Genomic DNA, 26,627 nt, shown 5'->3' with positions numbered 1-26,627 from the left:
TACACGTTATTAAGCAGGAAGGGTGACGAAATGAATTTACTTGAAGAAATGAAAAAACGGATACTGATTGGTGATGGCGCAATGGGAACCCTCCTGTATTCATATGGTTCTGACCAGTGCTTTGAAGAATTAAATCTTTCACATGCAACACATATACAGCAGATTCATCAGGCTTATATAGATGCAGGAGCAGATGTCATTCAGACAAATACTTATGGAGCAAATTATCATAAGCTTGAGCGATACGGTCTCGAGGAAAAAGTAAAAGAAATTAATACTGCAGCTGTTAAAAACGCGAAGGCTGCGGCAAAAGAAGATACGTTTATTCTCGGTACAATCGGCGGGATCAGAAGCTTCCGTCCACAGTCCATTGATCTGAATGAAATTAAGCGGACATTCCGGGAACAGCTTTACTGTTTACTGTTAGAGGGAGTAGACGGTTTACTGTTTGAAACGTATTACGATTTTGAGGAACTGGCAGCAGTCATTGAAATTGCCAGAAAAGAAACGGATCTGCCAATTATCGCGCATATTTCGGTTCAGGAGCCGGATGTCATGCAAAATGGTAAGCCGGTCGCTGAAGCACTGCTTGAGCTTGAACAGCTTGGAGCGGATGTAGTCGGGCTGAATTGCAGGCAGGGACCATTCCATATGATTAAGTCACTTGAGCAGGTGCCGCTGCCGGAAAAGGCGTATCTGTCCTGTTATCCAAATGCCAGTCTTCCATCTTACTCAGAAGGTTCTCTTCAGTACAGCAACAATGCCGATTATTTTGGAGAGGTGGCGCCTGCATTCAGAGAACAGGGCGTGAGACTGCTTGGTGGGTGCTGCGGAACGACACCTGATCATATCAGAGCATTCAGTCGGGCTTTGAAAGGTCTTGAACCAATTACTGAAAAAAGAGTAGAGAAAGCTGAAAAAATCGTGGTGCGCTCAAGACAGAAGGATCTGCCTGAGCCGCTCACAGACATTGTCAGAGACCGCAAGTCAGTCATTGTTGAACTGGACCCTCCTAAAAAGCTGTATACAGATACCTTTATTGAAGGCGCGAAAGCACTAGGCGCAGCAGGAGCGGATGCCGTTACACTTGCTGATAATTCCCTGGCAAGCCCGCGCGTTTCCAATGAATCACTCGGTTATTTGATTAAGCAGCAGGGTGTGCGTCCGCTCGTTCATTTAACGTGCAGAGACCGTAACCTGATCGGCCTCCAAAGTCACCTGATGGGACTTCATACACTTGGACTTCACGATATACTTGCTGTCACAGGTGATCCGACAAAGGTTGGGGATTTCCCTGGTGCGGCTTCAGTTTACGACGTATCATCGTTTGAACTGATCGAAATGATTCAACAGCTGAATAACGGGATGTCCATGTCAGGGAAAGACCTCGGAGAAAAAGCATCCTTTACCATTGGCGCCGCTTTTAACCCGAATGTCAGAAGTGTGGAAAGAGCGGTACAGCGTCTTGAGAAAAAAATCTCAGCCGGCGCTGATTACTTTATGAGTCAGCCTGTATTTTCAGAGGAAAAGCTGATTCAGACAGCTGAAGCAGTAAAAGATCTTGGCAAACCTGTATATATTGGTCTGATGCCGCTGACAAGCAGTAAAAATGCAGATTTTCTGCATAATGAAGTACCGGGTATCAAATTGACTGAGCAGGTAAGAGACCGCATGGCTGCAGTGTCAGGAGATCGTGAAAAGTCATATCAGGAAGGGCTTGCGATTACAAAGTCTCTAATTGATACAGCGCTTGATCTGTTTAATGGCATCTACCTGATTACACCATTTATGCGCTATGAAATGACAGCAGAACTAACACGCTATGCCAATGAGCAGGCGGCAAAGCGAGGAGGAAACCAACGTGCGCACATTATTCAATGAACAGCTTGAGAAAAGAATCCTGATTATGGACGGTGCGATGGGCACGATGCTACAGGATGCGAACCTGACAGCAGAAGATTTCGGTGGGGAAGACCTTGAAGGGTGTAACGAAAACCTGAACCGTACACGTCCGGATTTATTAGAAAAAATCCATGACGCCTACTTTGAAGCAGGTGCAGATATCGTGGAAACTAATACATTTGGCAGTATGAGCGTGGTGCTGGAAGAGTATGATATCGCTTCTGATGCGTATAAACTGTCTCGTCTTGGCGCTGAAATTGCGAAAAAATCCGCTGCGAAATGGTCTACTGAAGAGCGCCCGCGATTTGTTGCAGGCTCTATGGGTCCTACAACAAAAACGTTAAGCGTAACAGGAGGCGCCACTTTTGAACAGTTGAAAGCGTCTTATGCTGAACAGGCAAAAGGGCTGATCGATGGCGGTGCGGATCTGTTATTAATTGAGACGAGTCAGGATTTACTGAACGTTAAAAGTGCCTTCCTCGGTATTCAGGATGCATTCAAGAAAACAGGTAAAGAACTGCCGCTGATGATCTCAGGGACAATTGAGCCGATGGGAACAACGCTTGCGGGTCAGACAATAGACTCTTTTTATATCAGCGTTGAGCATATGAACCCTGTATCCGTGGGGCTGAACTGCGCAACAGGACCTGAGTTTATGCAGGATCATATCCGTTCACTTTCAGAAATCAATCAGTCTTATGTCAGCTGTTATCCGAATGCCGGACTGCCTGATGAAGAAGGTGTCTATCATGAAACACCTGAGACCCTTGCGAAAAAGCTGAGCGGATTTGCTGAAAAAGGCTGGCTGAACATTGTTGGCGGCTGCTGCGGGACAACGCCTGCACATATCAAAGCGATCGCTGAAGCCATGAAGCATTATGAGCCGCGTAGACATAAGCCTAAAAAAGAGCACACGGTATCCGGTATTGAGCCGCTGATCTATGATGATCCGTCGATGCGCCCGCTGATGATCGGTGAGCGTACAAACGTCATCGGCTCAAGAAAATTCAAGCGCCTGATCGCAGAAGGTAAAATTGAAGAGGCTTCTGAAATTGCACGCGCCCAGGTGAAAAAGGGTGCGCATGTCATTGATATCTGTCTTGCGGACCCCGATCGTGAAGAAGAAGCGGACATGGAAGTCTTTATGCAGGAAGTCGTTAAAAAAGTTAAAGTGCCGCTTGTCATTGATTCAACTGACGAAAAGGTCATTGAAAAGGCGCTGCGCTATTCACAGGGTAAGTCAATTATCAATTCAATCAACCTTGAAGACGGACTGGAACGTTTTGATGCAGTTGTACCGCTTGCCAAACAATACGGTGCCGCACTGGTTGTCGGCACGATTGATGAAAAAGGAATGGGTGTGACAGCTGAAAGAAAGCTTGAAATTGCTGAACGCTCCTACAAAATTTTAACAGAAGATTACGGTGTGGATCCGACAGATATTATTTTTGATCCGCTTGTCTTCCCGGTCGGAACAGGTGATGAGCAGTATATCGGTTCCGCCAACGCCACAGTTGAAGGGATCCGGTTAATTAAAGAAGCCTTTCCGGAGACGCAGACTGTGCTGGGCGTCAGTAATGTTTCATTCGGTCTCCCGCCGGTTGGACGTGAAGTGTTAAACGCTGTATACCTGTATCACTGTACACTCGCTGGTCTGGATTATGCGATTGTTAACACAGAAAAGCTTGAACGCTTTGCCTCCATTGATCCTGAAGAAGTCAAAATGGCTGAAAAGCTTTTATTTGAAACCACTGACGAAACACTCGCTGACTTCACGGCATTTTACCGTGGGAAAAAGAAAGAAACCATTTCTGATCTTCCGGATATGACGCTGGATGAAAGGCTAGCCTATTATGTCGTTGAAGGAACGAAAGAAGGACTGCTTCCCGACCTGGAACAGGCACTAAAAGAGTTTGATGAGCCGTTGTCGATCATTAACGGGCCTTTAATGACGGGTATGAAAGAAGTAGGCAGACTGTTCAATGATAATCAGCTGATCGTTGCCGAAGTGCTCCAGAGTGCTGAAGTGATGAAAGCAGCCGTTGCCTTCCTTGAACCGCATATGGAAGCAACTGATGAGTCTTCTTCCAAAGGGAAAGTGATCCTTGCAACCGTTAAAGGAGACGTGCACGATATCGGTAAAAACCTCGTTGAAATTATTTTAAGTAATAACGGATATGAGGTAGTGGACCTCGGGATCAAAGTAACGCCGCCTGAGTTAATTGAGGCGATTGAACGTGAAAAACCGGATATTGTCGGTTTATCAGGTCTGCTGGTTAAATCAGCGCAGCAAATGGTCATTACTGCCGGGGATATGCGTGAAAAAGGACTTGAAGTACCAATCCTGGTTGGGGGTGCAGCCCTGTCACGTAAATTTGTAGATTCGAAGATCTCAAACAATTATGATGGACTCGTCTTATATGCAAAAGACGCCATGAACGGACTCAGCCTTGCCAACCAGCTGCAGGATGAGCTTGAGCGTGCAAAGCTCAGCGAAGAAATTCTCGCCAAACAGGAAAAGCTTCAGGCACAGGAGCCGAGACCAACAAGGGAAGCAGCAGTAGGTGTGCTTAAAAAACCGTCTGTAGCAGAAGCAACGGTATTTGTACCAAATGATACAAAGCGCCACGTGATCAGCTCTTATTCAGTCGCTCACGTTGAAGCCTATATCAATATGCAGATGCTCCTTGGTCATCACCTTGGTGTGAAAGGAAAAATCTCAAGGCTGCTTGAAGAAAAAGATGAAAAAACACTGAAGGTGAAAGAAACCGTAGATCATCTCATTGAAGATGTGAAGCGGGAAGGATTAATTACACCTGCTGCTGTTTATCAGTTCTTCCCTGCTCAAAGTGAAGGTGATGATGTCATTATCTATCACCCTGAAACGGGTCAGGAGATTGAACGCTTTACATTCCCGCGTCAGCCAAGAGCACCATATCTGTGCCTCGCTGATTATCTCCGTTCAAAAGAAAGCGGCGTAATGGACTACGTTGGATTCTTTACTGTCACTGCCGGCAGGGGAATCCGCGAAAAAGCACAGCAATACAAAGAAGAAGGCAGGTTTCTTGAAAGTCATGCGCTTCAGGCACTTGCACTTGAAACAGCTGAAGGCTTTGCAGAGCTGCTGCATCAGCAGATGAGAGACCGCTGGGGCTTCCCGGATCCGGTTGACTTTACAATGCAGGAACGCTTCAGTGCAAAATATCAGGGGCAGCGCTTCTCATTCGGCTACCCGGCGTGTCCTGAGCTTGAGGACCAGGAGAAACTGTTTAAGCTGATCCGTCCTGAGGAGATCGGCGTTCAGCTGACAGACGGCTTTATGATGGAACCTGAGGCAAGTGTGTCTGCGATTGTGTTTGCGCATCCTGATGCGAGGTATTTTAATGTGATGTAGTTGTTGTTGGTTCTTAGAAAGATGACTGCTGTTCGTGGATAAATAATGTATGTTCGTAGAAAAAAGAGGATGTTCTTAGAAAACCATGCATGGTTCGTAGAAAAACAGGGGATGTTCTTAGAAAAGTATCTTTAGACCTATGAAAAGCCGGGGAGCAATCCCCGGCTTTTCGCATGTACTAATATTATAGCTCCTCCGGCTTCGCACTTGGCACCTTCACAAAAGATCTGCGCTTCTTTAACAGTGCATGAATCGTCAATAATTCAAAATAAATATAACTTTTATCCGGCAGCTCTTCTTCATCCGTCTCACCTTTTAGTTCATGTCGCAGAAGCGCCAGAGCATCGGCGTCCATCGGCTCCTGTTCACCCGTTCTGATAATCCGGTTGTTGAGCTGTGATACAAGTGTACGGACGGCATGCTTTTCTTCAATTGACCACACAGGTGCATCATCTGATGGCAGTGATATGAGGTTTGCTAAATGAAAAGACAGCTGCCTCAGCAGATAAATCTTTTTTTGCAGTGTCTGAATCTCATTCATTTCCTCACGTTTATATGAATGATAGTGCCATTCCTGCAGCTGGAATCTGCAAAACATATCTGCACGGTCAAGCTGGGTGCGAAGCTGGTTAGATGCGGATTCCAGATTCATTGGTGAGTTTTTCTGGTCCAGCAGTTCATTCATTCTTTCAGCGAGCAGTTGAGTGAGCTTTGATTGTGCGCCTGAAATGAGTGAAATAATCTGATCTTTATATTTAGGCGGCATCAGTAAAAAGTTCACGAGTGTTGACGTTAAAATTCCGATTCCGGTTGTTCCGAGCCTCTTAATAAATTCAAGCAGAAAGTGATCTTCTGTGCCGGGAATCATTGCGACTGCTGTAAGTGTCGCAACCAGCATACCTGCATCAAGCTTCAGCTTATAACAGATCCAGATCGTCAAAACGGCCGAAATTGTATATGTAATCGCTGTATCGCCCAGCAGAAAAGTGGCGAGCATCGCAATAGAGGCCCCGATTGCAGATGCAGGAAAACGGATCAGGCCTTTTTTAATAGAGTCGGCTGCTGTCGGTTCAATTGTGACAATTGCTGTGATGACTGCAAAAACCACAGGTAAATTAAACAACTGACAGATCAGTGCAGTTAAAAATACCGCAACACCGGTTTTCAGTATCCTGCCGCCTATAAATCTTTTCTTTAACCACTGCATGTGAAATGGGACCTCCTTTCTGAGTAAATAAGACGTGTTATAGTATAGCATACAAAATGTGGGGGAGATGACATGATTCAGAATATAAGTTACAATATTAATAGATGCAATTTCCACAAGGGGAGCCATATTGGCTGAGAGTGAACAATTTGTTCAGACCCTTCGAACCTGTAAGTTAATGCTTACGCAGGAATGTGGATGGAAACGGACTTTTTCAGGGTCCCGGGTTTCTATCCCCGGGGCCTTTTTTATATGGAGTGGCCCGTTGAATTCCCCTCTGTGCGAGCTGCATCAATTTCGCAATAGGAGGAAGAAAAAATGGAGCGTAAAAAGTTATTATTTCTAGTGGAGGTTGCGATCTTTTCTGCAATCGGAATTATCCTTGACCAGTTTTCCTTCAGTCTCTGGCCACAGGGCGGATCAATCAGTTTTGTGATGGTCCCAATCGTACTGATGGCATTTCGCTGGGGCTTAAAAGGGGGCCTGCTGACAGGATTTCTTGTAGGTCTGCTGCAGACAATGTTCGGAGCGTATATCATTGATCCTGTTCAGGGAATTCTTGATTACCCGCTGGCATTTACGGTTATTGGATTTGCAGGTCTGTTTGCAGGAGCAGTAAAACGCTCACTTGAAGAAGGCGCTATGAAGAAAGCAGCTACGTACATTACAATCGGTGTATTTATCGGGGCATTAATGAGATTCGTGTGCCACTTCCTTGCCGGCGTTATTTTTTTCGGATCGGGAAGCGAAGGCGTACCGGCATGGCTGTTCTCACTTGGCTATAACGGCTCTTACATGGGCCCTGCATTCATCCTGACATCTATTGTCATGGCAACGCTGCTGATTTCAGTCCCAAGAGTTGCAACCAACCGTCAGATGACAAGTGCTTAACTTATATGTATGCAAATGAGGATGTGACATAGTGTCGCATCCTCTTAATCGTTTCACTCCGCTTCAGGCGGGCGCTTTCCGCGGGGCCGGCGGTGGGCCTCCTCGGACGCTTCGCACCTGCGGGGTCTCACCTGTCCGTCATATCCCGCCGGAGTCGCCGCCTTACGCTCCGCTACACTTAGGTTATAATTAATATCAAAACTAAATATTTATATTTGAAATTCACTAACTTACATTAATAATAACTAAGTTTAATTGGAGCGGAAGACGGGGACTCCGGGACGAGTAGCGACCGCCGTCCGGAAAGCCTCCGGCTGGAGCGGAAATTAAACGGTTATCAAAAGTCAGCATCATTCATGCATTTCCCTTCATACATATGATATAGTGAACCATTATACAGCAAGGAGAGAATCGGTATGATCGTACAGAATAACGAAGAATTAGAAGCGTTGAAAAAAATCGGCGCAATCGTTGCTGAGATCCGCGATGAAATGCGTGCAGCAACAAAGCCCGGTGTGACAACTGCTGAGCTTGATAAAATAGGAAAACAGAAATTTGAACAGTATGGAGCCATTTCAGGCCCTAAAGGAGAATACGATTTTCCTGGCTACACCTGCATCAGTGTAAATGATGAAGTGGCACACGGAATCCCGGGTGACCGCGTGATCAATGAGGGAGATCTTGTAAACATTGATGTTTCAGGTTCTCTTGACGGTTATTTTGCTGATACGGGTATTTCGTTTGTGGTTGGACATGACGCAGAACTTGAAAAGTTATGTGCAACTGCAGAACAGGCTTTTACACTGGCACTGAAAAAAGCGAAAGCCGGTTCAAAAAAGAGCCAGCTTGGAAAGACAGTATCACGTGTTGCAAGACAAAACGGTTATCAGGTTATTACGAACCTGACTGGTCACGGCGTGGGAAAGTCACTGCATGAAGCACCGGACCATATTCTGAACTATCATGATCCATGGGATAATGAACTGTTAAAAGAGGGAACAGTGCTTGCATTTGAACCGTTTATTTCTTCAGGTGCAGACTTTGTTGAAGAGCAGAATGACGGCTGGACGTATAAAACGCCGGATGGCAGCCTTGTTGCACAGATTGAGCATACAATCGTGATTACAAAAGGTGAGCCGATTATTTTAACAGAATCGAAAAAGGCATAAGAAAAAGGATGGGACAAATAAATATTGTCTCATCCTTTTTTTACAATTGTTTTGCTGCGCGGACGCTTTCCGGACGGAGCTTGCTGAGCCCTCCTCGCCTTTGGCTGCGGGGTCTCAGCTTTTTCTATTCGTCCCGAAGTCGCTGCCTTACGCTTCGCTGCACTAAGGTTGTAATATGATTTTTTACATAATAAATATAGATTGACGCATTCTCTGCTGTTATTTTTATTGTGACTTTGATTTTTTGCGCTGTTCCATGAAGATCGCAGCCGCAAGCAGAAAGAATGAAATGGCTGTAGGAATTGATATCCATGATGAAATTAATAGCATCACGAGTACGCCGGTTCCGCCGGGTGCAGGATTTTGCGCGGCAATCTCATCAATCTGCAGCAGGTAGTAAGCTGTTATAAAAAACGTAATCATCAGAAAAGCGGCATTGATGATCCATAGCCACTTCACTTTTTTTCTTAGCCCAAATACAATTGAAATCGTCATTAATATGGGTCCCACCAGGAGTGTGACCAGAAACATTGCAAATAATAACTGCCCGTCCAACATAAAACCTCTCTTCAAAAAATCTTCTTTACCTATTCTAACCTATCAGAGAGAGAATTGCCCGGTCATTTGAAAGAAAGTTTCCTGCTGCTGTAGCCGGATTTTTTCTTTTTGCGGAAGATGAACAGTCCGATAAAGATCACGACACTTAAAACATAAGCGGTAAATACGACTGCAGACTCTTCACCTTCATTCTGCACGCCAATGCCGATAAACGCCCAGATGAATACGAGCGGGTAAATCCAGTCGCTTTCCTTATAGCGGATACCGAGTGCGAGTGCAGCTGCAATGCACAGCAGTGCGATCGTCCAGACAGGTGATGAAATCCCGAGCCCGTCCCATCCGGCTTCATTTACTGTATAAGCGGTGTTTGCGACAGTCGCTACGCTGACCCATCCCATATAGACAGAGAAGGGAAGAAGATCAAAAAAGCTGTGCTTTGTCTGCTTGATTTTTGCATAAATAATAATGATTGAGATTAATAAGCCGACAATGACTGCGACAGATACAGGGAAGAATTCATAGTGCCAAAGCAGAATCCAGGAAATATTCAAAAGGCAGCTGATCAGAAACATGAAGGAAGTCGTCTTATATACTTCTCTTTTTCTCTGAGATTTGAATGCGCCTTTTAAGACCCATAGACCAAGCAGTATGTAGATCAACCCCCATATGGAAAACACATAGCCTGCCGGTGTGAATAAGACATTCAGCCGGTTTGAAATCTCGCCTGTTGTCTGTCCGTTAATCGGAAGGATATTTGCCAGTGCATTAACGGTAATCACGGCGGCAAGCGCAAAGAAATTAGTCCAAAACTGTTTCATGTAAAAACCTCCTGTCTGTCATCCTATTCCCTTCAGACAGAAAAAAATCCTTCACACCAGCTGGTTTTTTACAAGTGTCATTTTTATCTGGAGATAGCTTACTTCTTCAGGTAATGCTTCTTTTAGAGGTTTTAGTCCCGGAACCTCCATCTCGTCTCTGGTTGAAAGAATCAGTCGCTCCGTTTCTTCATCAAACCACTTTTCAAAATCAAGCGGATGACCTTCTTCATATGCTTTTTGCAGATGACGCTCAATTGTTTGTGTTGTGAGCGCTCTGAGTTTGGCAATCTCGGAGATAGACTTTCCATCCTGATATAGCTCATAACTGAAGAGGTGACTTGGCTGATCCGGGTCTGCAGTTACTTCCGGCTGTTTGGGTGCAGCTGTCTGATCATGGACCGGCACCATATTTTTATTTTTTCCATGCTGCTTAATATAGGCAGCAATGACTTCTGTGAATGGTGTCCCGTACGACTGAAGCTTTCTTTCACCGACACCTTTAATGCTGCGCATCTCAGCCTCCGATTCAGGGTAGTGCTGAGCCATTTCACGCAGCGTTGCATCTGAAAAAATAACATACGGCGGAACGGCATGCTCTTTGGCAAGCATGGAGCGCACTTTTCTGAGCTCTTCGAATAATGCCTCATCATAGTCAGCCTGCTGCTGGTGAAGCTGGAATCCGGATTTCAGCCAGACGGCCTGCTCCCCTTTCAATACAGGAACAGCATCCTGTGTCAGTCTGAGTATCGGATATTGTCCGCCTTCTAACGCGAGATAGCCTTCAGCAATTAATAGCTGAATCAGTTCAGTGATCTGCTTCTCTGATTTCTGGCTCATCAGTCCATAAGTGGTAACCTGATTGAGGCCACCTTCTAACAGCTTTTTATTGCGTGAGCCCTTTAACACTTTTGAAGTCATCCCTGTACCAAAGCGCTCTCCCATTCTTTTTACTGTGGAGAGAATCATCTGAACCTCTCTGGTGCGGTCTGTTTTTTCCCGACTGTCGAGACAGCTGCTGCAGTGACCGCAGTCAGCAGTCATCTGATGGTCTTCAAAATATTCAAGAATAAAGCGGGGCAGGCAGCTGTGACTATGACAATAATTAATCATTTGCTGAAGCTTTGCGTATTCCTCATTGCGTTTACGTTCATTGGCAATGGATTGCTCTATTAAAAATTTCTGAAGCATGGAATCCTGCGGGCTGTAAAGCAGGTAGCAATCTGCAGGCTCCCCATCACGCCCGGCACGTCCGGCTTCCTGATAATATGATTCCATATTCATCGGCAGCTGATAATGAATGACAAACCTCACGTTACTTTTATCAATCCCCATGCCAAATGCGTTTGTTGCAACAATCAGCTTTGCCTCATCATAGATAAACTGACGCTGTGCTTCATTCCGTTCATCCTCAGAGAGCCCTGCATGATAACAGACAGCACTCGCATTCTGCTGATTCAGCCAGCCGGTCAGCTGATCCGCTTCTTTTCTGGTAGCTGTGTAGATGATACCTGTTTCATCCTGCTTTTCTTTTAAGAAGCTGGTTAAAAATGAATGCTTGTCAGCACCTTTTACAACATGAAAGGACAGGTTATCACGCGCAAAACCGGTATTTACAATATGGTCCGGATTAATTGAAAGCAGGTCTGTAATATCCTGAATTACTTTATCTGTCGCTGTTGCAGTCAATGCTGTTAAAACTGGCAGGTTTGGCAGGAGTCTGATTGTATCAACGATTGTCCGGTAGCTTGGACGAAAATCATGCCCCCACTGTGAAATACAGTGCGCTTCATCAAAAGCAATCAGTGAAAGGTCGATATCTGAAATTGCATTAAAAAAAGAGGCGGAATCAAAACGCTCAGGTGCTGCATAGACGAATTTATAGCGGCCTTCACGCAGGTTTTGCAGGCGTTCTATCGTTTCAGCAACTGATAATGTACTGTTGATATAAGTGGCAGAAATGCCGTTTTCATTTAATGCATCCACCTGGTCTCTCATCAGTGAGATCAGCGGTGAAATGACAAGTGCAGTACCTTCCATGACAAGGCCGGGTATCTGGTAGCAGAGGGATTTTCCTCCGCCGGTCGGCATGATGCCAAGTGCGTTTTTATGGTCAAGTATGGATTCGATCATCCGGTCCTGGCCGGGTCTGAAAGAGTCGTATCCGAAGTATGTATGGAGGACTTGCTGTGCCTCGTTCATCATGGTGAATCATCCTTTCATGTGTTGCAGTTTGTTCGCGTTATAGCGATTGGCGTTCGATCTGCGCTTCAGGCGGACGCTTTCCCCGGGAACGGCGGTGAGCCTCCTCAGGCTTCGCCTTGCGGGGTCTCGCCTGTCCGTTATATCCCGGTGGAGTCGCCGCCTTACGCTCCGATCTTCGCTGTGCATATAAAATAGTCTGGAATTAGTCAATATGAGTAATAAATAATCGCTCGACAAAATCATGCATTCTGTTATTTTATCATGAATTTGATAGGAGTTAGTGAGGAGAAAGTAAGTGTTTCGAATGGCGAAGTATTGTGTTAAGATAGTACTTGCAGTGTTCAGAATATTAAAAACAGGGGGAATAACGATGTCTACAGCGACATATCCGGAAACATGGGATTTAGATGTGTTTTTCAAGGGTGGAAGTGAATCAGAGGAACTGAAGCAGCATTTACATACATATGGAGAAAAAATTGAGATTTTTGCTAAAAAGGTTGAGCAGTTCCAGACGCCAACTTCTTCTGACAGCAGCTATCTTGTGTATCAGCATATTCAGGAAGCGAAAGGGATTATGATGGGTGTTTATCAGGCAAGCGCATTTGCAAGCTGTTTGGAAGCACAGGATATGAACGATACAGGTGCAGGTGCTCTTCGCGGGAAAATCACATCAATGGGAGCTGACTTCAGTTCAGCGTTCCAGGCATTTCAGCAGAAGCTTTCTAAAACAGAGGATCAGGTGTGGGATGAACTGCTTAAAGATGATGGGTTGAAGGAGTATACATTTATTATGACAGAGTGGCGTGAAGCCGCAAAGGATAAATTATCAGAGGCTGAGGAAGGCCTGATCAGCGCACTTGGCGTTGATGGCTATCACGGCTGGGGACAGATGTATAATGCGCTTGTATCTGAAATGTCGATCGAAATCGAAGTGGACGGTGAAGTGAAAACACTATCTGTTGGTCAGGCAAATAACCTGAGATCCCATGAGGACCCGAAAGTCAGAGAAGATGTTCACCAGAAGCTTGAAGAGGCATGGTCGAAAAACGAAAACCTTTTTGCACAAACGTTAAATCACCTTGGCGGCTATCGCCTGGCGATGTATAAAAAGCGCGGCTGGGACGACTTTATGAAGGAACCGCTTGAGTATAACCGTATGAAGCCTGAGACGCTTGATGCAATGTGGGGTGCGATCAGTAAGAGTAAGGATGCATTCGTGAAGTTCCTTGATCATAAAGCAAAGCTGCTTGGACTTGAGAAAATGTCATGGGCGCATATCGGGGCTCCGATTTCAGAAAGTGTCAAGAAGCTTACGTATGATGAAGGTGCAGCATTTATTTTAAAACACTTTAAAAAGTTCGGACCTGAGATGGCTGCATTTGCTGAGAAAGCATTTGAAGACGGGTGGATTGAAGCTGAAGACCGTGCAGGCAAGCGTCCTGGTGGATTCTGTACAGGATTCCCGCTGAGCGAACAGTCAAGAATTTTTATGACATACAGCGGTTCAATGTCTAACGTTGCGACACTCGCCCACGAGCTTGGCCATGCGTTCCATACGTATGCACTGCGTCCAATGGATCCGTTAAATCGCCGTTATGCAATGAACGTAGCGGAAACAGCTTCCACGTTTGCTGAAATGATCGTTTCTGACGCAGCTGTAAAAGAAGCGGATTCAAAAGATGAGCAGGCAGCGCTTTTAGAGGACAAGGTGTCAAGAAGCATTGCATTCTTTATGAATATCCACTCGAGATTTATTTTCGAACAGCGTTTTTATGAGGAGCGTAAAGAAGGGTTTGTAACAGCAAAGCGCCTGAACGAGCTGACAACTGAAGCACAGAATGAAGCGTATGCCGGTGCAGTGACTGATAATGAGCCACACTTCTGGGCATCAAAGCTGCACTTCCATATTACAGGCGTCCCGTTCTATAACTTCCCTTATACATTCGGGTACCTGTTCTCACTCAGCGTGTATGCAAGAGCGCTTGAAGAAGGTACTGCGTATGAGGAAAAGTATATGGCGCTGCTGCGTGATACGGCTGTCATGACGACAGAGGAGCTCGCAATGAAGCACCTTGGTGAGGATATCACAACTGAAGCATTCTGGATGAAAGGTATTGAGCTTTGTATTCAGGATGCAGAGGAGTTTGTGCGGTTGACTTCTGAATAAGTAAGGTGAGATCAGGGTTTCGTCCCTGATCTTTTTTGTTGTGTGATCATAATCTTTAATAATAGGCGGTGCCGCATCAAAATATTTTCAAAAAATTTTGCGTGTCAATAGTCGATCTTTTCTCTTCATGGGTATACACTAAATATAGAATCTTGAAATGGGGAGAACGTATATGGTGCTATTAAAAAGCAGTCGGCTTTATTTTCGTCCGCTTACAGAACAGGATATTGATGAATTTGTAGACCTGCTTATCCGCAATAAGCAGTTTTGGACGATTTTTGAACCGAAGCATCCGGAACCATTTTACACACGCGAAGCACAGCTTGAGAAACTCGCTGAGGCAAGACAGGCACAGCGCCTTGGAAAAGAGTACAGCTGGGGAATCTATCACAGTGATACAAACCGGCTGATCGGCAGCGTATCGATCTATTCAATCAGAAGACTGCCTTTTGCGTCAGCATATATCGGCTATTCTCTTGATGAACATCACACAAAGCAGGGCTATGGAACAGAAGCCGTTGAAGCTGCACTGCGCTTTGCATTCCGTGAGTTTGGTCTTCACCGGGTCGAAGCGATGGTTTCACCTAAAAATGAAGCTTCTCAGAAGGTGCTAGAAAAAGTGGGGATGTTCAGGGAAGGGACGCTTCGTAAAAACCTTTTTATTAACGGCGTCTGGGAAGACCACTATCTATACAGCATGCTCGAGGAGGACTTCTGAAAGGGAAAGCCCTTTTGGGACCGGGTACTCGGCAGGCTGATTAATAAAATCAATCGTTGAACCGCTTCTTTTATGGAGGCGGTTTTTATTGTGAATGGTTGCGGGAGTCTGTTGTCAGGCGCCAGGTGTCCAGTGTGTAATTCCTTCAATTTGGAGTTTTATCGTTCAATATGCGAATCAATTGCATCAATATTGAAATGCATTCATTCAATATACGATTAATTCCCTCAGCGTCCCTTTTTGTCGTGTTAATTCCTTCACTACACATACGAATTCCTTCAGTGCAGGACCTGTTTCCATCAGAATCCATGTTTATTCCTTCACCACACTCCCGACCGTACTAACCCCCGATTTTGCTCCCATCCCGACACCCCAATTCCCACTGTCCTACAACCTTCTACGCCTCAGGTCCTACGCTAAAATCAAGCCGAGGCTCCTATCGGCTGATAATGAATCCCAGTACACTTAAGTTACAAATAACAAAGGAGGCAACAACATGAACAAATTCTGGTTAACAGTCATCGGGATTACGGCAGCCATCGTCGCATTATCAAATCTGGGATCGATCGCAGGACTTGCAGTCAGCCTGCTGATTACTTACATCGGTGTGAAATGGTATTTCTCAAGCAGCAAAACATGGGTGAAAATCACATCAGCAATCGTTGCAGCAATCGCCGGTCTAACAGCCGTATTCAATGTACCAGCTATTCTCGGAGTGATCGCAGTCTATGTGCTGTACATCGTTTGGAAAAAGTGGAACAACGAAGAAGCTGTCAGTGATTTTTCTTACTTTGAAAAGCAGTGGCAGGAACTGAAGAAAAAATCGGTTTAATCAAACTAAAAGGAGACGATCAACATGACAAACGTACTTTCAAAAATTACTGAAGTAATTAAGCAGGATATCCTAGAAGCAAAGTGGAATAGAGAACAGTCGAATCCTGTTAATGAAATCCAGCGTGAGATCAAAGAGTGTCAGGCGGCTGTAAAAAAAGCAAAGCAGCTGACAGAACGCCAGGAGCTTTTAAAAAAGGAATTTGAAAAAGAATATGCTCACGCAAAGTCCATGGCTGAAAAACGTAAGGAGCACGTTCAGCTGGCAGAGGAAGCAGGGGAAGAGTCGCTGGCAGCAGCTGCACTTCGTGAGTTTAACTTTTACAGCGAGCGGTCGGAAAGACTTGAAAAAACAATCTCAGAGGCTGCGTCCCAGCTTGAAAGGCTTGAACTCCAGCTTGAAACACACACATTTCAATTAAAGGACCTTGAGCTGAAGCGTCTTGAATATATGGCAAAAGAAAATGCTGTATCAGGAGAGAAACAGTCAGCACCCGTTAAAGAGGTCACAGATGAGGACCGCCGCTACGAGCAGATTGAAAAGCATTTAAAAGAGAGTGCCAGGAAAAAAGAAGAGCTGACAATTGATGAGCAAATTGAACAACTGAAACAATAACTTTATTAACACCAGTTAATATTTTTTCACAGCTGATGATTGGAGCGTAAGGGGGCGACTCCTGCGGAAAAACGATCGTGAAAGACCCCGCAGAGCAGTGGTCTTCTGCTCGAGGAGGCTTGAGCGTTCGTCCGCGGAAAGCGTCCCCCTGAAGCAGAAATAATCAGCCAATTTTAAGAAAGTTAAAGCAATAAGCTTTCGGGAGCGGGTATTTTACCTTCTCCCGAATTCAGTCTTTCTGAATCAGCTTGCAACCGATAGAATAGAAGAGCAGGGAGGTGGACCGGATGGAAAAACTGAGGCAAATGTCTTTATCAAACTGGCTGACAGCAGGATTAATCATCGTGTTAATTGAAATAGTCGTATTTAATAGTGGAATGATTTTCTCCCTGGTGCTCTCAGGCGGTCTGCTTTATTTCGGAAGACAAAGCTGGCAGCACATGTACGGGAAAATCCTGGCTGGTGTTGGCGCACTGATGCTGCTGACAGCGATTCTGTCCATGGTGACCCTTCGGATTCTTTTTGTCGTTCTGATTATCTATCTCGTTCTGAAATATATGGAGACGAAGAAAAATCCTCTGGTCTTCGAACCGGTTATGCGGCCAGAACAGGATGAGACAGGGAAAGAACAGCTGTTTGTAACGAAGAAACCTTTCTTTTTAAATAAATGGGTCGGCTCCCATGAAACACCTGAGCATTCCTATGAATGGGAGAATATTCACCTTCAAAATGGGATCGGTGATGTCAGGATCGATTTGAGTAATACTGTGCTTCCGGATAAAGAGGTTTTTATCTCACTTCGTAATATTGCAGGTAAAATAACAATCCTTGTACCATATGAGCTTGATATTTCCGTTCAGCATTCAGCGCTTGCAGGAGAGGCTTCTATTTTGAATTCATATACAGCTAGACTGTGGAATGAAAATGTTGTATATCAGTCAGCAGGCTATGATCAGGCGCAGCAGAAATGTACGATCCTTTCATCAGTTTGGGTTGGGGATATTGAGGTGAGACGCGTATGACGGCTAAAATCGTATTACATGCTGTCAGTATCAGTCTTTTCAGCGCGTTGATGACACTTGGATTATATCTTGTATTTTTCCCTCCGGCTGACTGGGGACAGTTGTGGAATGTCTCTATTCTGGATGTTCCATTTATCTTCTTTCTGCTGATCCAGCTGCTGTTAATCGGATTTTTATGGGGCGCGATCCAAAGCAGCGGCATGAAAAAACAGGTACTCTCCATTGAACAGCAGGTGGATGATCTGAGACAGGGGCGTGCCTTTTCCAAAACAGCCCAGCCACAGACCGCTGAATTTTCAAGGCTTTCAGATAAAGTCTCAGACCTGCAGCGTATGTGGAATGAGCAGATCAAAATGAATCAGCGACTTGCCAGTGAAAAAGTGGAACAGCAGGAACAGAAGATTCAGGAGATGGTATCACTCGAAAGACAGCGGCTTGCACGTGATTTGCATGACTCCGTCAGTCAGCAGTTATTTGCCGCTTCCATGCTGATGTCAGCGATTAATGAAACGGAAGAAGAAAACCGCCAGCTGAAAATGGTAGAAAAGATGATTCACCAGTCCCAGGTCGAGATGAGAGCGCTGCTGCTCCATTTAAGACCGGCTGCCCTAAAAGGAAAAACGCTGTCAGAGGGAATAGAAGAACTGTTGATTGAACTCAAACAGAAGGTTCCTTTAGATATTTCCTGGAAGGCAGAGCAGATGGAGCTTGCGCGGGGAATTGAAGATCACTTATTCAGGATTCTGCAGGAATCTATTTCAAATACTTTAAGGCACGCTGAAGCCTCCATGCTGAATGTGTTATGTATTTTAAGAGACGGCTCTGTCATTTTGAGAGTCTCAGATGACGGAAAAGGGTTTGATCTTACAGAAGACAAGGCAGGTTCATATGGTTTGAACAATATGAGAGAACGTGCCGCAGAAATAGGCGGCTCATTAAAAATTGTTTCACTGCCGGAGCAGGGCACGAGACTTGAGATCAAAGTACCTTTTGAAGGAAAGGAGGAGCTGACATGATCCGGGTGTTATTTGTAGATGATCATGAGATGGTCAGAATCGGAGTAGGCTCATATTTATCCTCACAGAAAGATATTGAGGTTGTGGGGGAATGTGATGATGGAGAGCCCGCAGTTGAGCTTGCACTCGAGTTAAAACCTGATATTATTCTGATGGATTTAGTCATGAAAAAAATGGACGGAATTGAAGCAACCGCAAAAATTATTGAGCAGTGGCCGGAAGCAAAAATTATGATTGTCACAAGCTTTCTTGATGATGATAAAGTGTATCCGGCATTAGAGGCAGGAGCAGTCAGCTACCTTTTAAAAACTTCAAAGGCGAGTGATATAGCAGATGCCATCAGAAAAACGCATTATGGTGAAACGGTACTTGAACCTGAAGTGACTGGAAAGGTCATGCAGCGGATGAGAGCGAAGGATGTAAAGCCTGCACATGAAGAACTGACAGGAAGAGAGCTTGAGATTCTCATGCTGATTGCAGAGGGAAAAACGAATCAGGAAATTGCAGACGAGCTTTACATAGCACTGAAAACTGTTAAAACACACGTAAGTAATATCCTCGGTAAGCTTGAAGTGCAGGACCGCACGCAGGCTGTTATTTATGCATTTAAGCATGATCTTGTAAAATAGTTCCTGAGCAGGTGTTATGGAACTGACTTTATGGGTAAACATGAAGTTAGAACCATATCGAAAGGAGCCCTCACCATGCTTTCATTACTGGATGATCAGGCAAAAGACTGTTGCTGGCTGAATAAGCCGGAAGAATGGACGCTTCATAATAAAGAGCTCAGTCTCACCACGCAGCCAAAAACTGATTTCTGGAGAAAAACATTTTATGGCTTTGATCAGATGAACGGTCATGCCTTTTATAAAGAACTGCTGGGTGCTTTTGAAACGGAAGTTACACTCACAATGAAGGATCCAAAAAAGCGTTATGATCAGGCCGGCTTAATCATTCTGATTTCTGATGACTGCTGGATGAAAGTATCGCTTGAATATGTACCTGAAAAATATTCATACTTGGGCTCAGTGGCAACAAATAACGGATATTCTGACTGGTCATCCAGAAATTTTCCGACGCCTGAAGATGAAGTGACTTTAACTTTTAAAGTAACCAGAGCGGGAGGAGACTACCGTGTCTGGGCAAAGTCAGCCCATGATGATGAGTTTGAACAGCTCCGGATTATGAGGCTGCATGACGAGCCAAATGGACCGGTGAAGCTTGGGTTATACGCCTGCAGTCCGTCAGCAGAGGGCAGCTTTACAACCGTTTTTCATACGTGGACGGTCCAGAAGGAAGTAAAATAAAAGGTGTGCGGAATCATTTTCCGCACACCTTTTTTTCATGATTTATTGTATCCTTCTTCCACTAAATCAAGCTTACCGTTGCTCGGATCTACAACAAGTCCGTGCACCGGTACATTTTTATCCATCAGTGGGTGGTTACGTACCATTTCCACACTGTTCTTCACGCTCTCTGTCACGTCATCAAAGCCTTTCAGCCACGCGTGAATATCAACACCTGAATAAGATAATGTTTCCAGCACATCCCCGGAAACCCCGCGTGCCTTCATCTTTTCAACTGTTTCATAACTGTTGACAGCACTCATGCCGCAATCATAATGACCAATCACTAACACTTCTTCAGCCTGTAATTCATAGATCGCTACAAGAAGGCTTCTCATGATACTTCCAAATGGATGTGTAATCACAGCGCCGGCATTACGCACCATTTTTACATCACCGTTTTTCACGTTCATGGATTTCGGTAAAAGCTCTACTAATCTTGTATCCATGCAAGTCAGGATGACCAGCTTTTTATTAGGAATTTTCGTTGTTACATAAGGCTCGTACTGCTTTTCTTCAACAAATGTCTCGTTAAATGAAAGAATCTCTGATAATAGTGTCATATGTATCCTCCTTAGCGTAACTTACCTCTATTTTAAAAAAAGAACCGCCATCTGTCTAATTTTTAGCCAGGTGGCGGTTCTGATTATGATTCAAACAGGTATGAAAATTCTCCGTATCCTTCTTCTTCAAGGTCTTCAGCAGGGATAAAACGCATAGCTGCTGAGTTCATACAGTAACGGAGTCCGGTCGGTTCCGGACCATCTTCAAATACATGCCCAAGGTGTGAGTCTGCGTATTTACTTCTGACTTCAATCCGCATCCCAAAGATACCCGGGTCTTCAACTTCTACGATATTTTCAGGGACAAGCGGTTTTGTAAATGATGGCCAGCCTGTACGTGAGTCGTATTTATCCTTAGAGCTGAATAACGGTTCCCCGGAGACAATATCCACATAGATGCCGTCTTCATAAAATCCGTCATACTCATTATTGAAGGCCTCTTCAGTGCCGTCTTCCTGTGTGACTTCATATTGAATGTCAGTCAGCATCTCGCGCAGTTCTTCATCAGTATAGTTCACAGCGTAAGGACTTTCTTCTTCAACCTCTGATTTTGTTGGCAGATCTACTTCCCGTTCATCTTCATCCCAGTACTGGTTCAAAAACTGGTCTCTTCCTGAACTTGTGCGGTAGAAGTAATAGCGGTCACCATTTTTCAGATAGTAATCCTGGTGGTATTCTTCAGCAATATAAAACGTTGATGCATCAGTTACCGGTACAATAATCTCCCCGTCAAAACGGCCTGAATCTATGATCTCCTGTTTAGAGGTTTCGGCAGCTTCCCGTTCTTCTTCATTCTGTACGAAAATTTCAGGACGATACTGTTTTCCGCGGTCAACAAACTGTCCGTCAGCATCTGTCGGGTCAATCTGACGCCAGAAAACATCCAGCAGGTCTTCATAACTGATTACTTCAGGGTCATAGATCACCTGCACTGCTTCAGTGTGACCTGTTTCACCATTTGCCACTTCTCTATATTCAGGGTTTTCCTCATCTCCGCCCGTATAGCCGGATACAGCGTCTCTTACCCCTGCAAGCTTTTCAAAAGGAGGTTCCATACACCAGAAACAGCCGCCTGCAAAGATCGCAACTTCTTCATTTGGCGCCAGATCAGCAGGGTTACTTGCTTCGCTTCCGTATGAACGGTTCAGCAACTCATCTGAAAACACAAAAAAGATGATTGCCCCGACCAGAATCACACCGGGTATCAGCATCACCCAACTTTTCTTTTTCATTTCAACACCCCATTCTACGATGATCCTTCTAGCTTTAAAATAACATATTTTACGATTGTTTAATAAAAATAATGTGTTGACTTAACCAAAAGTATTCAGAATTTGCTAAAATATAAGAATAATCGCTTCCGTTTGAAAGAAAGGAGAGCAGAGATGGCTGACTTTGAAATCGTAAGGAAATCCAGCTTTTACTTTATTGGCATGAAATGGACAGGTACTTATGAAGCAGCTGCACATGGAGATATCTTTCCTGTGATTGAAGAAGCACGTGACAGGCTCTTAAGCATGGGCATTGCACAGGAAAACTCTGATTTCATCGGTTTATCCTATCAGGATAGGCCGGGGGGCTTTACGTATTATTTCGGGACAGAGGCATTCAGAAGTACAGTATTTCCTTCTGATATGTACAGAATTATTGTACCTTCACATGATTATGCTGTCACAGAGCATAAGGGTCAGCATGCATGGAAGAGCTATGAAAAATTAATGAAGTGGGCAGTGGAGCAGGGACTTCAGGTACAGCAGAACGGTCTGGATCATATAGAAGTATATGATGCAGATTACAATCCTTATAAAATGTCTCCTACTCTGAAAATTGGTATACCAGTAAAAAAACGCTGATCTTGCTTTTGAATTGAGCAATCAGTAAAATAATCATACAGGTGAAAGCATCTTTGAGGGCGCTTTTTCTGCATGCATTAAAAATCAAGTTCGGGCAGTTACCTGAACTTTTAATATCTGGAGGGAAACCACATGTCAGGACGTAATGAGAAAGAGCTTGAAGGCGTTAATCTGCTTGGGGAAAAGAATGTACCGTATTCATTTGACTATGACCCGGGCGTACTTGAAGCATTTGATAATAAGCATGTAAACAGAGATTATTTCGTGAAATTCAACTGTCCGGAATTTACATCACTCTGCCCAAAAACGAATCAGCCGGATTTTGCCACGATTTATATCAGCTATATTCCTGATCAGAAAATGGTTGAGAGTAAGTCTCTGAAACTGTATCTGTTCAGCTTCAGAAACCATGGAGACTTTCATGAAGACTGCATGAATATCATCATGAACGATCTGATTGAACTGATGGATCCACGTTATATTGAGGTATGGGGCAAATTCACGCCACGCGGCGGTATTTCAATTGATCCATACACAAACTACGGTAAGCCTGGCACGAAGTATGAAGAAATGGCTTATCATAGACTGATGAATCATGATATGTATCCGGAGAAAATAGATAATCGTTAAGTTTAAAGAGGTTGAGATAAAATGTTGTAAAGTGAGTTTCGAACCTCTTAATATTTAAATTAAACTTAGTGCAGCGGAGTGAAAGGCGGCGACTCCGGGACGAATAGAGGGAAGCTGAGACCCCGCAGCCGCAGGCGAGGAGGCTTAGCGACCTCCGTCCGGAAAGCGTCCGCCTGAAGCGCAACGAAACGACTTTAAAAGGCTGAGACATTTTTATGTCCCAGCCTTTTTGTATGTATAAAAACAGAATTGGAGAAGATAATGCATAAAGGATGTGATCTGAATGCAAAATCAAATAGAACACCTTGAACAACAGCTGTTCACGATTCAAAAGTGGATTGAAGATAAAGAAAAAACGCTTGAATACGCAGACATCGTTGATGAGATCTCAAGGATGGAAAGAGAACTGAAGCAGTTAAAGGAGAGCCATAGATGAGTGATTGGTTAATGGTGATTGTCAGAGGGCTGCTCATGGTCATGGTGCTGTTTGTCTGTACCAAGCTGCTTGGAAAAAAACAGATTTCCCAGCTCTCATTCTTTGAATATGTAACGGGTATTACAATCGGGAGTATCGGAGCAGAGGTAATCACAGGACTTGACCGGCAATTTCTGCATGGGGTGCTTGGGATTGTATCTTTTATTTCCATCCCGCTGATCATTGATTATATCTCATTAAAAAGTAAAAAAGTAAGGGATCTTGTGGAAGGGGAAGGGACAGTCTTCATCCAGCAGGGCAAGATCATAGAAAAAAATTTAAAAAAGGAAAGGTATTCTACTGATGAGTTAATGGAACTTCTGAGAAGAAAAGACGTATTTTCAATTTCAGATGTGAATTTTGCGATTCTTGAGGCTTCAGGTGAATTAAATGTCATGCTTAAAAAAGCAAAAATGCCTGTGGTACAGGAAGATATAAAAGAGAAATTCCAAGATGGGAAGCCGCCGGAATCGATTATTATGGATGGGAAGCCTGTAGAAAAAGCCCTTCAATCCATCGGCAGAGATGTCAATTGGTTACGGGAGCAGATGGAGCGGAAAGGTGTCAGCGTGGCGGATGTATTTTTAGCCCAGATTAATACGGATGGAACGATCTTTATGGATCTCTACGATCGGACTGAGGATGAGAGAGAACTGGTTGATTTACTGGAAAAATGCAGAAAAGAGTTTCTGAAAGTCAGTAAAAAAACGGGTGAAAGAGAAAGTCTTATTTTTCATAAAAATGCTGAAATAATGGAAGAATGCATGAGGATCGTGCGTCAGCATGCATGATTATTCAGCGCAAAGAATCATTAAAAATATCTGAAAAAGTCTACGATTCTGTATGAAAGTTTCCTCCTTTACATGGCGTCAGAGAGCGCGTATAATGCGTTTTTGTGAATGAAAACAGCTTAAATGACGTGATATTTGAATAACGACTAGGCTCCGGGTGAAAGTTCGGCGCCTTGTACTTTTTTCAGGGGGAGGCATTTCGTATGACTAAGAAATTAATCACTTTTTTACTTATGAATCTCGGTGCGTTTTTTGTTGCAGTGAATGTTCACTTTTTCCTGTCGCCAAATAACCTTGCAACAGGCGGGGTCAGCGGAATGTCCATTGTGCTGAATTCACTGTTTCCGGGCATTTCAATCGGACTTTTTATGATTTTTGTTAATATTGTCTTATTTATATTAGGTGTGATCTTTCTTGGCTTTCAGTTTGGCGCTAAGACGATTTATACAAGCTTTGCGCTGTCAGGATATGTATGGCTGCTCGAACTCGTAGCCCCGGTTACAGCACCGCTCAGCGATGATATTTTAATCCAGCTGATTATCGGTCAGTGTATTGCTGCGATTGGTATGGGCATTGTTTTCCACCAGCGTGCTTCAACGGGCGGAACAGATATCATTGCGATGATTCTGAATAAATATATTAAGGTTGAAATCGGCAGAGCCGTGCTGTTTTCCGACCTTGCTGTTGCCCTGTCATCTTCACTGCTTTTCGGTGCGCAGGCCGGAATGTACGCATTCTTTGGGGTTATTCTGAACGGTCTGATGATTGATTACACGCTTCAGCAGTTTAATGCGAATAAAGAAGTTGTGATCATCAGTCAGAAGAGTGCACTGATCCGCGCATTTATCGTTGGCGAGCTTGGCAGAGGCGCAACAATTCATACGGCTAAAGGTGCTTTTAATTATGAGCAGAAAGAAGTCATTACAACCATCCTGGGACGGAAAGATCTGTCCCGTCTGAAGAATTATATCGGTAAACAGGATGAAAAAGCATTTATCACTGTTCATAACATGAATGAAATACTGGGTCAGAATTTTAAAAGACTTGCTTAATGAAGACAGCTTACGGGCTGTCTTTTTTTTGTTCTGTCAGAAATTCAGTCTCCAGTCTATAAAGTTCAATAAATGGTGCATATTCACAAGCACTGCAAAAGAATATTCTGTGTTAAGATGAGCCATATATCAGTACAGGGTTGTGAAAACATGATGGAACATCCTCTATATCAAAAAGCAGAAACATTTATTAAACAGTTTTATATAGAAAATCATTTTAGTCAGGAAGCATGTGAAAAGCGTTTACTGGATGTCTTAGACGCAATAAGGAAGACGGGCACCTATGCACATACGAGTGAGGAGCTGACGTTTGGGGCAAAGCTTGCATGGCGAAACAGTAACCGCTGTATCGGCCGTCTGTTCTGGAATAGCCTGAATGTATTTGACCGGAGAGATGCCGCAACAAAGGAAGAAGTGAAAGAGGCATTGCTTCAGCATATTGAGTATGCCACCAATGGCGGGAAAATCCGTTCCACCGTTACCGTGTTTAAACCAGCAGGCACATCAGAAGACCCTGTCAGGATTTATAATCATCAATTGATCCGGTATGCAGGGTACAAACAAAACGATGGGACCATTACCGGCGACCCGCATTCAGTTGAATTTACTGATTTTTGCCGGCAGCTTGGCTGGAAGGGGAAGGGTACACCTTTTGATATTCTTCCGATTGTCATTCAGATTGGCGTAAATGAGCCTTATTTGTTTGAGATTCCTAATCATCTGGTTAAAGAGGTTCAGATTACACACACGGAAAACCAGGCATTTAATCAACTTGATTTGAAATGGTATGCAGTGCCGATCATTTCTGAGATGAAGCTTGAGATCGGTGGCATTGAATATCAGGCTGCGCCATTTAACGGCTGGTATATGGAAACGGAAATTGCTGCACGTAATTTCACTGATGAGAACCGTTACAACATGCTGAGAGCAACTGCTGAAGCATTTGATCTGAACACTCAGCTGCAGTCTTCAATGTGGAAGGACCGTGCAGTGATTGAGCTTTGCACAGCCGTTATGCATTCTTTTAAACAGGCGGGTGTGAGTATTGTCGATCATCATTCGGCAAGTCAGCAGTTTCAATTATTTGAACAGAAAGAGAAAGAGGCAGGAAGGGAAGTAACCGGGGACTGGACCTGGCTGATTCCACCTGTATCACCGGCATCCACTCATATTTTTCACAAGCAGTATGATAACACATGGAAATCACCTAATTTCTTTTATCAGGATTCACTGCTTCAGAAAAATGAGAAGAAGAGTAACGTGTGCCCTTTTACAGGAGTTAAATAGAAAAGAGAGTCTGCTGACAAAACATAAGTTTGATTCATTATCCAATTTATTAATAAAATGTTAGTGCAGCGGGGCGGAAGGCGGCGACTCCGGGAAGTATAGAGGGAAGCTGAGACCCG

General features: G+C 44.2%; 24 protein-coding genes and 1 riboswitch. Of the genes, 18 read left to right on the top strand and 6 right to left on the bottom strand.

Translation table 11 applies throughout. The annotated features are described in order from the left end of the window. Window positions 1-30 precede the first annotated feature (30 nt). Together UFB30_RS14380 and metH are read left to right on the top strand one after the other, a co-directional pair. A complete protein-coding gene (locus tag UFB30_RS14380; RefSeq protein ID WP_322422395.1) occupies window positions 31-1,881 on the top strand; it encodes a bifunctional homocysteine S-methyltransferase/methylenetetrahydrofolate reductase in 1,851 nt (616 codons plus the stop codon). Further along, the gene (gene metH / locus UFB30_RS14375) at window positions 1,829-5,296 is read left to right on the top strand and encodes a methionine synthase (protein WP_435390893.1); all 3,468 of its coding nucleotides are present in this window, start codon (window positions 1,829-1,831) and stop codon (window positions 5,294-5,296) included. The genes UFB30_RS14380 and metH overlap by 53 nt, the downstream gene beginning before the upstream one ends. A 184-nt stretch (window positions 5,297-5,480) precedes the next feature. Here metH and UFB30_RS14370 read toward each other — a convergent pair whose 3' ends face one another. After that, the gene (locus UFB30_RS14370; protein WP_322422393.1) at window positions 5,481-6,503 is read right to left on the bottom strand and encodes an FUSC family protein; all 1,023 of its coding nucleotides are present in this window, start codon (window positions 6,501-6,503) and stop codon (window positions 5,481-5,483) included. Window positions 6,504-6,611: 108 nt separating this feature from the next. Then, a riboswitch (TPP riboswitch) is annotated at window positions 6,612-6,713 on the top strand. 108 nt (window positions 6,714-6,821) lie between these two features. Here UFB30_RS14370 and thiT point away from each other — a divergent pair. Both thiT and map read left to right on the top strand, forming a co-directional pair. Beyond that, a complete protein-coding gene (thiT, locus tag UFB30_RS14365; RefSeq protein ID WP_322422392.1) occupies window positions 6,822-7,394 on the top strand; it encodes an energy-coupled thiamine transporter ThiT in 573 nt (190 codons plus the stop codon). Between the two features lie 416 nt (window positions 7,395-7,810). After that, a complete protein-coding gene (gene map / locus UFB30_RS14360; RefSeq protein WP_322422391.1) occupies window positions 7,811-8,563 on the top strand; it encodes a type I methionyl aminopeptidase in 753 nt (250 codons plus the stop codon). A gap of 225 nt (window positions 8,564-8,788) precedes the next feature. On the opposite strand, the gene UFB30_RS14355 is transcribed toward map, so the two are convergent. The 3 genes from UFB30_RS14355 to recQ form a co-directional block, all read right to left on the bottom strand. Further along, on the bottom strand, window positions 8,789-9,118 hold the full coding sequence (locus UFB30_RS14355) for a hypothetical protein (RefSeq protein WP_322422390.1): 330 nt from the start codon (window positions 9,116-9,118) through the stop codon (window positions 8,789-8,791). Between the two features lie 65 nt (window positions 9,119-9,183). Further along, window positions 9,184-9,939, bottom strand: coding sequence for a TspO/MBR family protein (locus UFB30_RS14350; protein ID WP_322422389.1), 756 nt, complete (start codon window positions 9,937-9,939; stop codon window positions 9,184-9,186). A gap of 51 nt (window positions 9,940-9,990) precedes the next feature. Continuing rightward, window positions 9,991-12,141 (bottom strand): DNA helicase RecQ, encoded by a 2,151-nt coding sequence (gene recQ, locus UFB30_RS14345; protein ID WP_322422388.1) that lies wholly within the window; start codon window positions 12,139-12,141, stop codon window positions 9,991-9,993. A gap of 370 nt (window positions 12,142-12,511) precedes the next feature. Here recQ and UFB30_RS14340 point away from each other — a divergent pair, with 370 nt between their 5' ends. From UFB30_RS14340 to UFB30_RS14305, 8 genes are all read left to right on the top strand, one after another. Then, window positions 12,512-14,308: a M3 family oligoendopeptidase gene (locus tag UFB30_RS14340; protein WP_322422387.1), complete on the top strand. Its 1,797-nt coding sequence runs from the start codon at window positions 12,512-12,514 to the stop codon at window positions 14,306-14,308. Window positions 14,309-14,480: 172 nt separating this feature from the next. Further along, the gene (locus UFB30_RS14335; protein ID WP_039808012.1) at window positions 14,481-15,026 is read left to right on the top strand and encodes a GNAT family N-acetyltransferase; all 546 of its coding nucleotides are present in this window, start codon (window positions 14,481-14,483) and stop codon (window positions 15,024-15,026) included. Between the two features lie 496 nt (window positions 15,027-15,522). Then, a complete protein-coding gene (locus UFB30_RS14330) occupies window positions 15,523-15,858 on the top strand; it encodes a lmo0954 family membrane protein (RefSeq protein ID WP_322422386.1) in 336 nt (111 codons plus the stop codon). Between the two features lie 24 nt (window positions 15,859-15,882). Next, window positions 15,883-16,473 carry a PspA/IM30 family protein gene (locus UFB30_RS14325; protein ID WP_322422385.1) on the top strand — a complete coding sequence of 197 codons (591 nt, stop codon included), beginning with the start codon at window positions 15,883-15,885 and terminating at the stop codon, window positions 16,471-16,473. A 287-nt stretch (window positions 16,474-16,760) separates the two neighbouring features. Further along, on the top strand, window positions 16,761-17,495 hold the full coding sequence (gene liaF, locus UFB30_RS14320; protein ID WP_322422384.1) for a cell wall-active antibiotics response protein LiaF: 735 nt from the start codon (window positions 16,761-16,763) through the stop codon (window positions 17,493-17,495). Beyond that, entirely contained in the window at window positions 17,492-18,511 is a 1,020-nt protein-coding gene (locus UFB30_RS14315) for a sensor histidine kinase (RefSeq protein ID WP_322422383.1), read from the top strand. The genes liaF and UFB30_RS14315 overlap by 4 nt, the downstream gene beginning before the upstream one ends. Beyond that, window positions 18,508-19,140 carry a response regulator transcription factor gene (locus UFB30_RS14310; protein WP_322422382.1) on the top strand — a complete coding sequence of 211 codons (633 nt, stop codon included), beginning with the start codon at window positions 18,508-18,510 and terminating at the stop codon, window positions 19,138-19,140. The genes UFB30_RS14315 and UFB30_RS14310 overlap by 4 nt, the downstream gene beginning before the upstream one ends. Window positions 19,141-19,215: 75 nt before the next feature. Further along, window positions 19,216-19,818, top strand: coding sequence for a DUF1349 domain-containing protein (locus UFB30_RS14305; RefSeq protein ID WP_322422381.1), 603 nt, complete (start codon window positions 19,216-19,218; stop codon window positions 19,816-19,818). 35 nt (window positions 19,819-19,853) lie between these two features. Here the strand turns inward: UFB30_RS14305 and UFB30_RS14300 are convergent, their stop codons facing one another. Together UFB30_RS14300 and msrB are read right to left on the bottom strand one after the other, a co-directional pair. Further along, window positions 19,854-20,420 (bottom strand): beta-class carbonic anhydrase, encoded by a 567-nt coding sequence (locus tag UFB30_RS14300; protein WP_322422380.1) that lies wholly within the window; start codon window positions 20,418-20,420, stop codon window positions 19,854-19,856. 83 nt (window positions 20,421-20,503) lie between these two features. After that, window positions 20,504-21,652 (bottom strand): peptide-methionine (R)-S-oxide reductase MsrB, encoded by a 1,149-nt coding sequence (msrB, locus tag UFB30_RS14295; RefSeq protein WP_322422379.1) that lies wholly within the window; start codon window positions 21,650-21,652, stop codon window positions 20,504-20,506. 153 nt (window positions 21,653-21,805) lie between these two features. Between msrB and UFB30_RS14290 the strand changes: the two genes are divergently transcribed. The 6 genes from UFB30_RS14290 (at window position 21,806) to UFB30_RS14265 (ending at window position 26,508) form a co-directional block, all read left to right on the top strand. Next, window positions 21,806-22,273, top strand: a complete 468-nt coding sequence (locus UFB30_RS14290) for a GyrI-like domain-containing protein (RefSeq protein ID WP_322422378.1) — start codon at window positions 21,806-21,808, stop codon at window positions 22,271-22,273. A gap of 132 nt (window positions 22,274-22,405) precedes the next feature. Further along, on the top strand, window positions 22,406-22,903 hold the full coding sequence (queF, locus tag UFB30_RS14285) for a preQ(1) synthase (protein ID WP_322422377.1): 498 nt from the start codon (window positions 22,406-22,408) through the stop codon (window positions 22,901-22,903). Between the two features lie 283 nt (window positions 22,904-23,186). After that, window positions 23,187-23,339, top strand: coding sequence for a hypothetical protein (locus UFB30_RS14280; protein ID WP_322422376.1), 153 nt, complete (start codon window positions 23,187-23,189; stop codon window positions 23,337-23,339). Beyond that, the gene (locus UFB30_RS14275; RefSeq protein ID WP_322422375.1) at window positions 23,336-24,169 is read left to right on the top strand and encodes a DUF421 domain-containing protein; all 834 of its coding nucleotides are present in this window, start codon (window positions 23,336-23,338) and stop codon (window positions 24,167-24,169) included. Before UFB30_RS14280 ends, UFB30_RS14275 begins: the two co-directional genes overlap by 4 nt. Window positions 24,170-24,372: 203 nt before the next feature. Then, window positions 24,373-25,221 carry a YitT family protein gene (locus tag UFB30_RS14270; RefSeq protein ID WP_322422374.1) on the top strand — a complete coding sequence of 283 codons (849 nt, stop codon included), beginning with the start codon at window positions 24,373-24,375 and terminating at the stop codon, window positions 25,219-25,221. A 150-nt stretch (window positions 25,222-25,371) separates the two neighbouring features. Beyond that, a complete protein-coding gene (locus UFB30_RS14265) occupies window positions 25,372-26,508 on the top strand; it encodes a nitric oxide synthase oxygenase (protein WP_322422373.1) in 1,137 nt (378 codons plus the stop codon). Window positions 26,509-26,627 lie beyond the last annotated feature (119 nt).

The sequence above is a fragment of the Jeotgalibacillus haloalkalitolerans genome (assembly GCF_034427455.1).
GTDB lineage: Bacteria > Bacillota > Bacilli > Bacillales > Jeotgalibacillaceae > Jeotgalibacillus > Jeotgalibacillus haloalkalitolerans.
The sequence above is the reverse complement of the archived record's forward strand: the minus strand, read 5'-3'. Positions and strand labels throughout refer to the sequence as shown.

Coding starts and splice junctions, on each gene's coding strand:
- liaF (WP_322422384.1), top strand. CDS start 16,761: ATGGAAAAACTGAGGCAAATGTCTTTATCAAACTGGCTGACAGCAGGA.
- map (WP_322422391.1), top strand. CDS start 7,811: ATGATCGTACAGAATAACGAAGAATTAGAAGCGTTGAAAAAAATCGGC.
- UFB30_RS14370 (WP_322422393.1), bottom strand. CDS start 6,503: ATGCAGTGGTTAAAGAAAAGATTTATAGGCGGCAGGATACTGAAAACC.
- UFB30_RS14350 (WP_322422389.1), bottom strand. CDS start 9,939: ATGAAACAGTTTTGGACTAATTTCTTTGCGCTTGCCGCCGTGATTACC.
- UFB30_RS14300 (WP_322422380.1), bottom strand. CDS start 20,420: ATGACACTATTATCAGAGATTCTTTCATTTAACGAGACATTTGTTGAA.
- thiT (WP_322422392.1), top strand. CDS start 6,822: ATGGAGCGTAAAAAGTTATTATTTCTAGTGGAGGTTGCGATCTTTTCT.
- UFB30_RS14315 (WP_322422383.1), top strand. CDS start 17,492: ATGACGGCTAAAATCGTATTACATGCTGTCAGTATCAGTCTTTTCAGC.
- UFB30_RS14330 (WP_322422386.1), top strand. CDS start 15,523: ATGAACAAATTCTGGTTAACAGTCATCGGGATTACGGCAGCCATCGTC.
- UFB30_RS14290 (WP_322422378.1), top strand. CDS start 21,806: ATGGCTGACTTTGAAATCGTAAGGAAATCCAGCTTTTACTTTATTGGC.
- UFB30_RS14265 (WP_322422373.1), top strand. CDS start 25,372: ATGATGGAACATCCTCTATATCAAAAAGCAGAAACATTTATTAAACAG.
- UFB30_RS14380 (WP_322422395.1), top strand. CDS start 31: ATGAATTTACTTGAAGAAATGAAAAAACGGATACTGATTGGTGATGGC.
- UFB30_RS14275 (WP_322422375.1), top strand. CDS start 23,336: ATGAGTGATTGGTTAATGGTGATTGTCAGAGGGCTGCTCATGGTCATG.
- UFB30_RS14280 (WP_322422376.1), top strand. CDS start 23,187: ATGCAAAATCAAATAGAACACCTTGAACAACAGCTGTTCACGATTCAA.
- UFB30_RS14305 (WP_322422381.1), top strand. CDS start 19,216: ATGCTTTCATTACTGGATGATCAGGCAAAAGACTGTTGCTGGCTGAAT.
- UFB30_RS14325 (WP_322422385.1), top strand. CDS start 15,883: ATGACAAACGTACTTTCAAAAATTACTGAAGTAATTAAGCAGGATATC.
- UFB30_RS14270 (WP_322422374.1), top strand. CDS start 24,373: ATGACTAAGAAATTAATCACTTTTTTACTTATGAATCTCGGTGCGTTT.
- UFB30_RS14340 (WP_322422387.1), top strand. CDS start 12,512: ATGTCTACAGCGACATATCCGGAAACATGGGATTTAGATGTGTTTTTC.
- metH (WP_435390893.1), top strand. CDS start 1,829: ATGAGCAGGCGGCAAAGCGAGGAGGAAACCAACGTGCGCACATTATTC.
- queF (WP_322422377.1), top strand. CDS start 22,406: ATGTCAGGACGTAATGAGAAAGAGCTTGAAGGCGTTAATCTGCTTGGG.
- UFB30_RS14310 (WP_322422382.1), top strand. CDS start 18,508: ATGATCCGGGTGTTATTTGTAGATGATCATGAGATGGTCAGAATCGGA.
- UFB30_RS14335 (WP_039808012.1), top strand. CDS start 14,481: ATGGTGCTATTAAAAAGCAGTCGGCTTTATTTTCGTCCGCTTACAGAA.
- msrB (WP_322422379.1), bottom strand. CDS start 21,652: ATGAAAAAGAAAAGTTGGGTGATGCTGATACCCGGTGTGATTCTGGTC.
- recQ (WP_322422388.1), bottom strand. CDS start 12,141: ATGATGAACGAGGCACAGCAAGTCCTCCATACATACTTCGGATACGAC.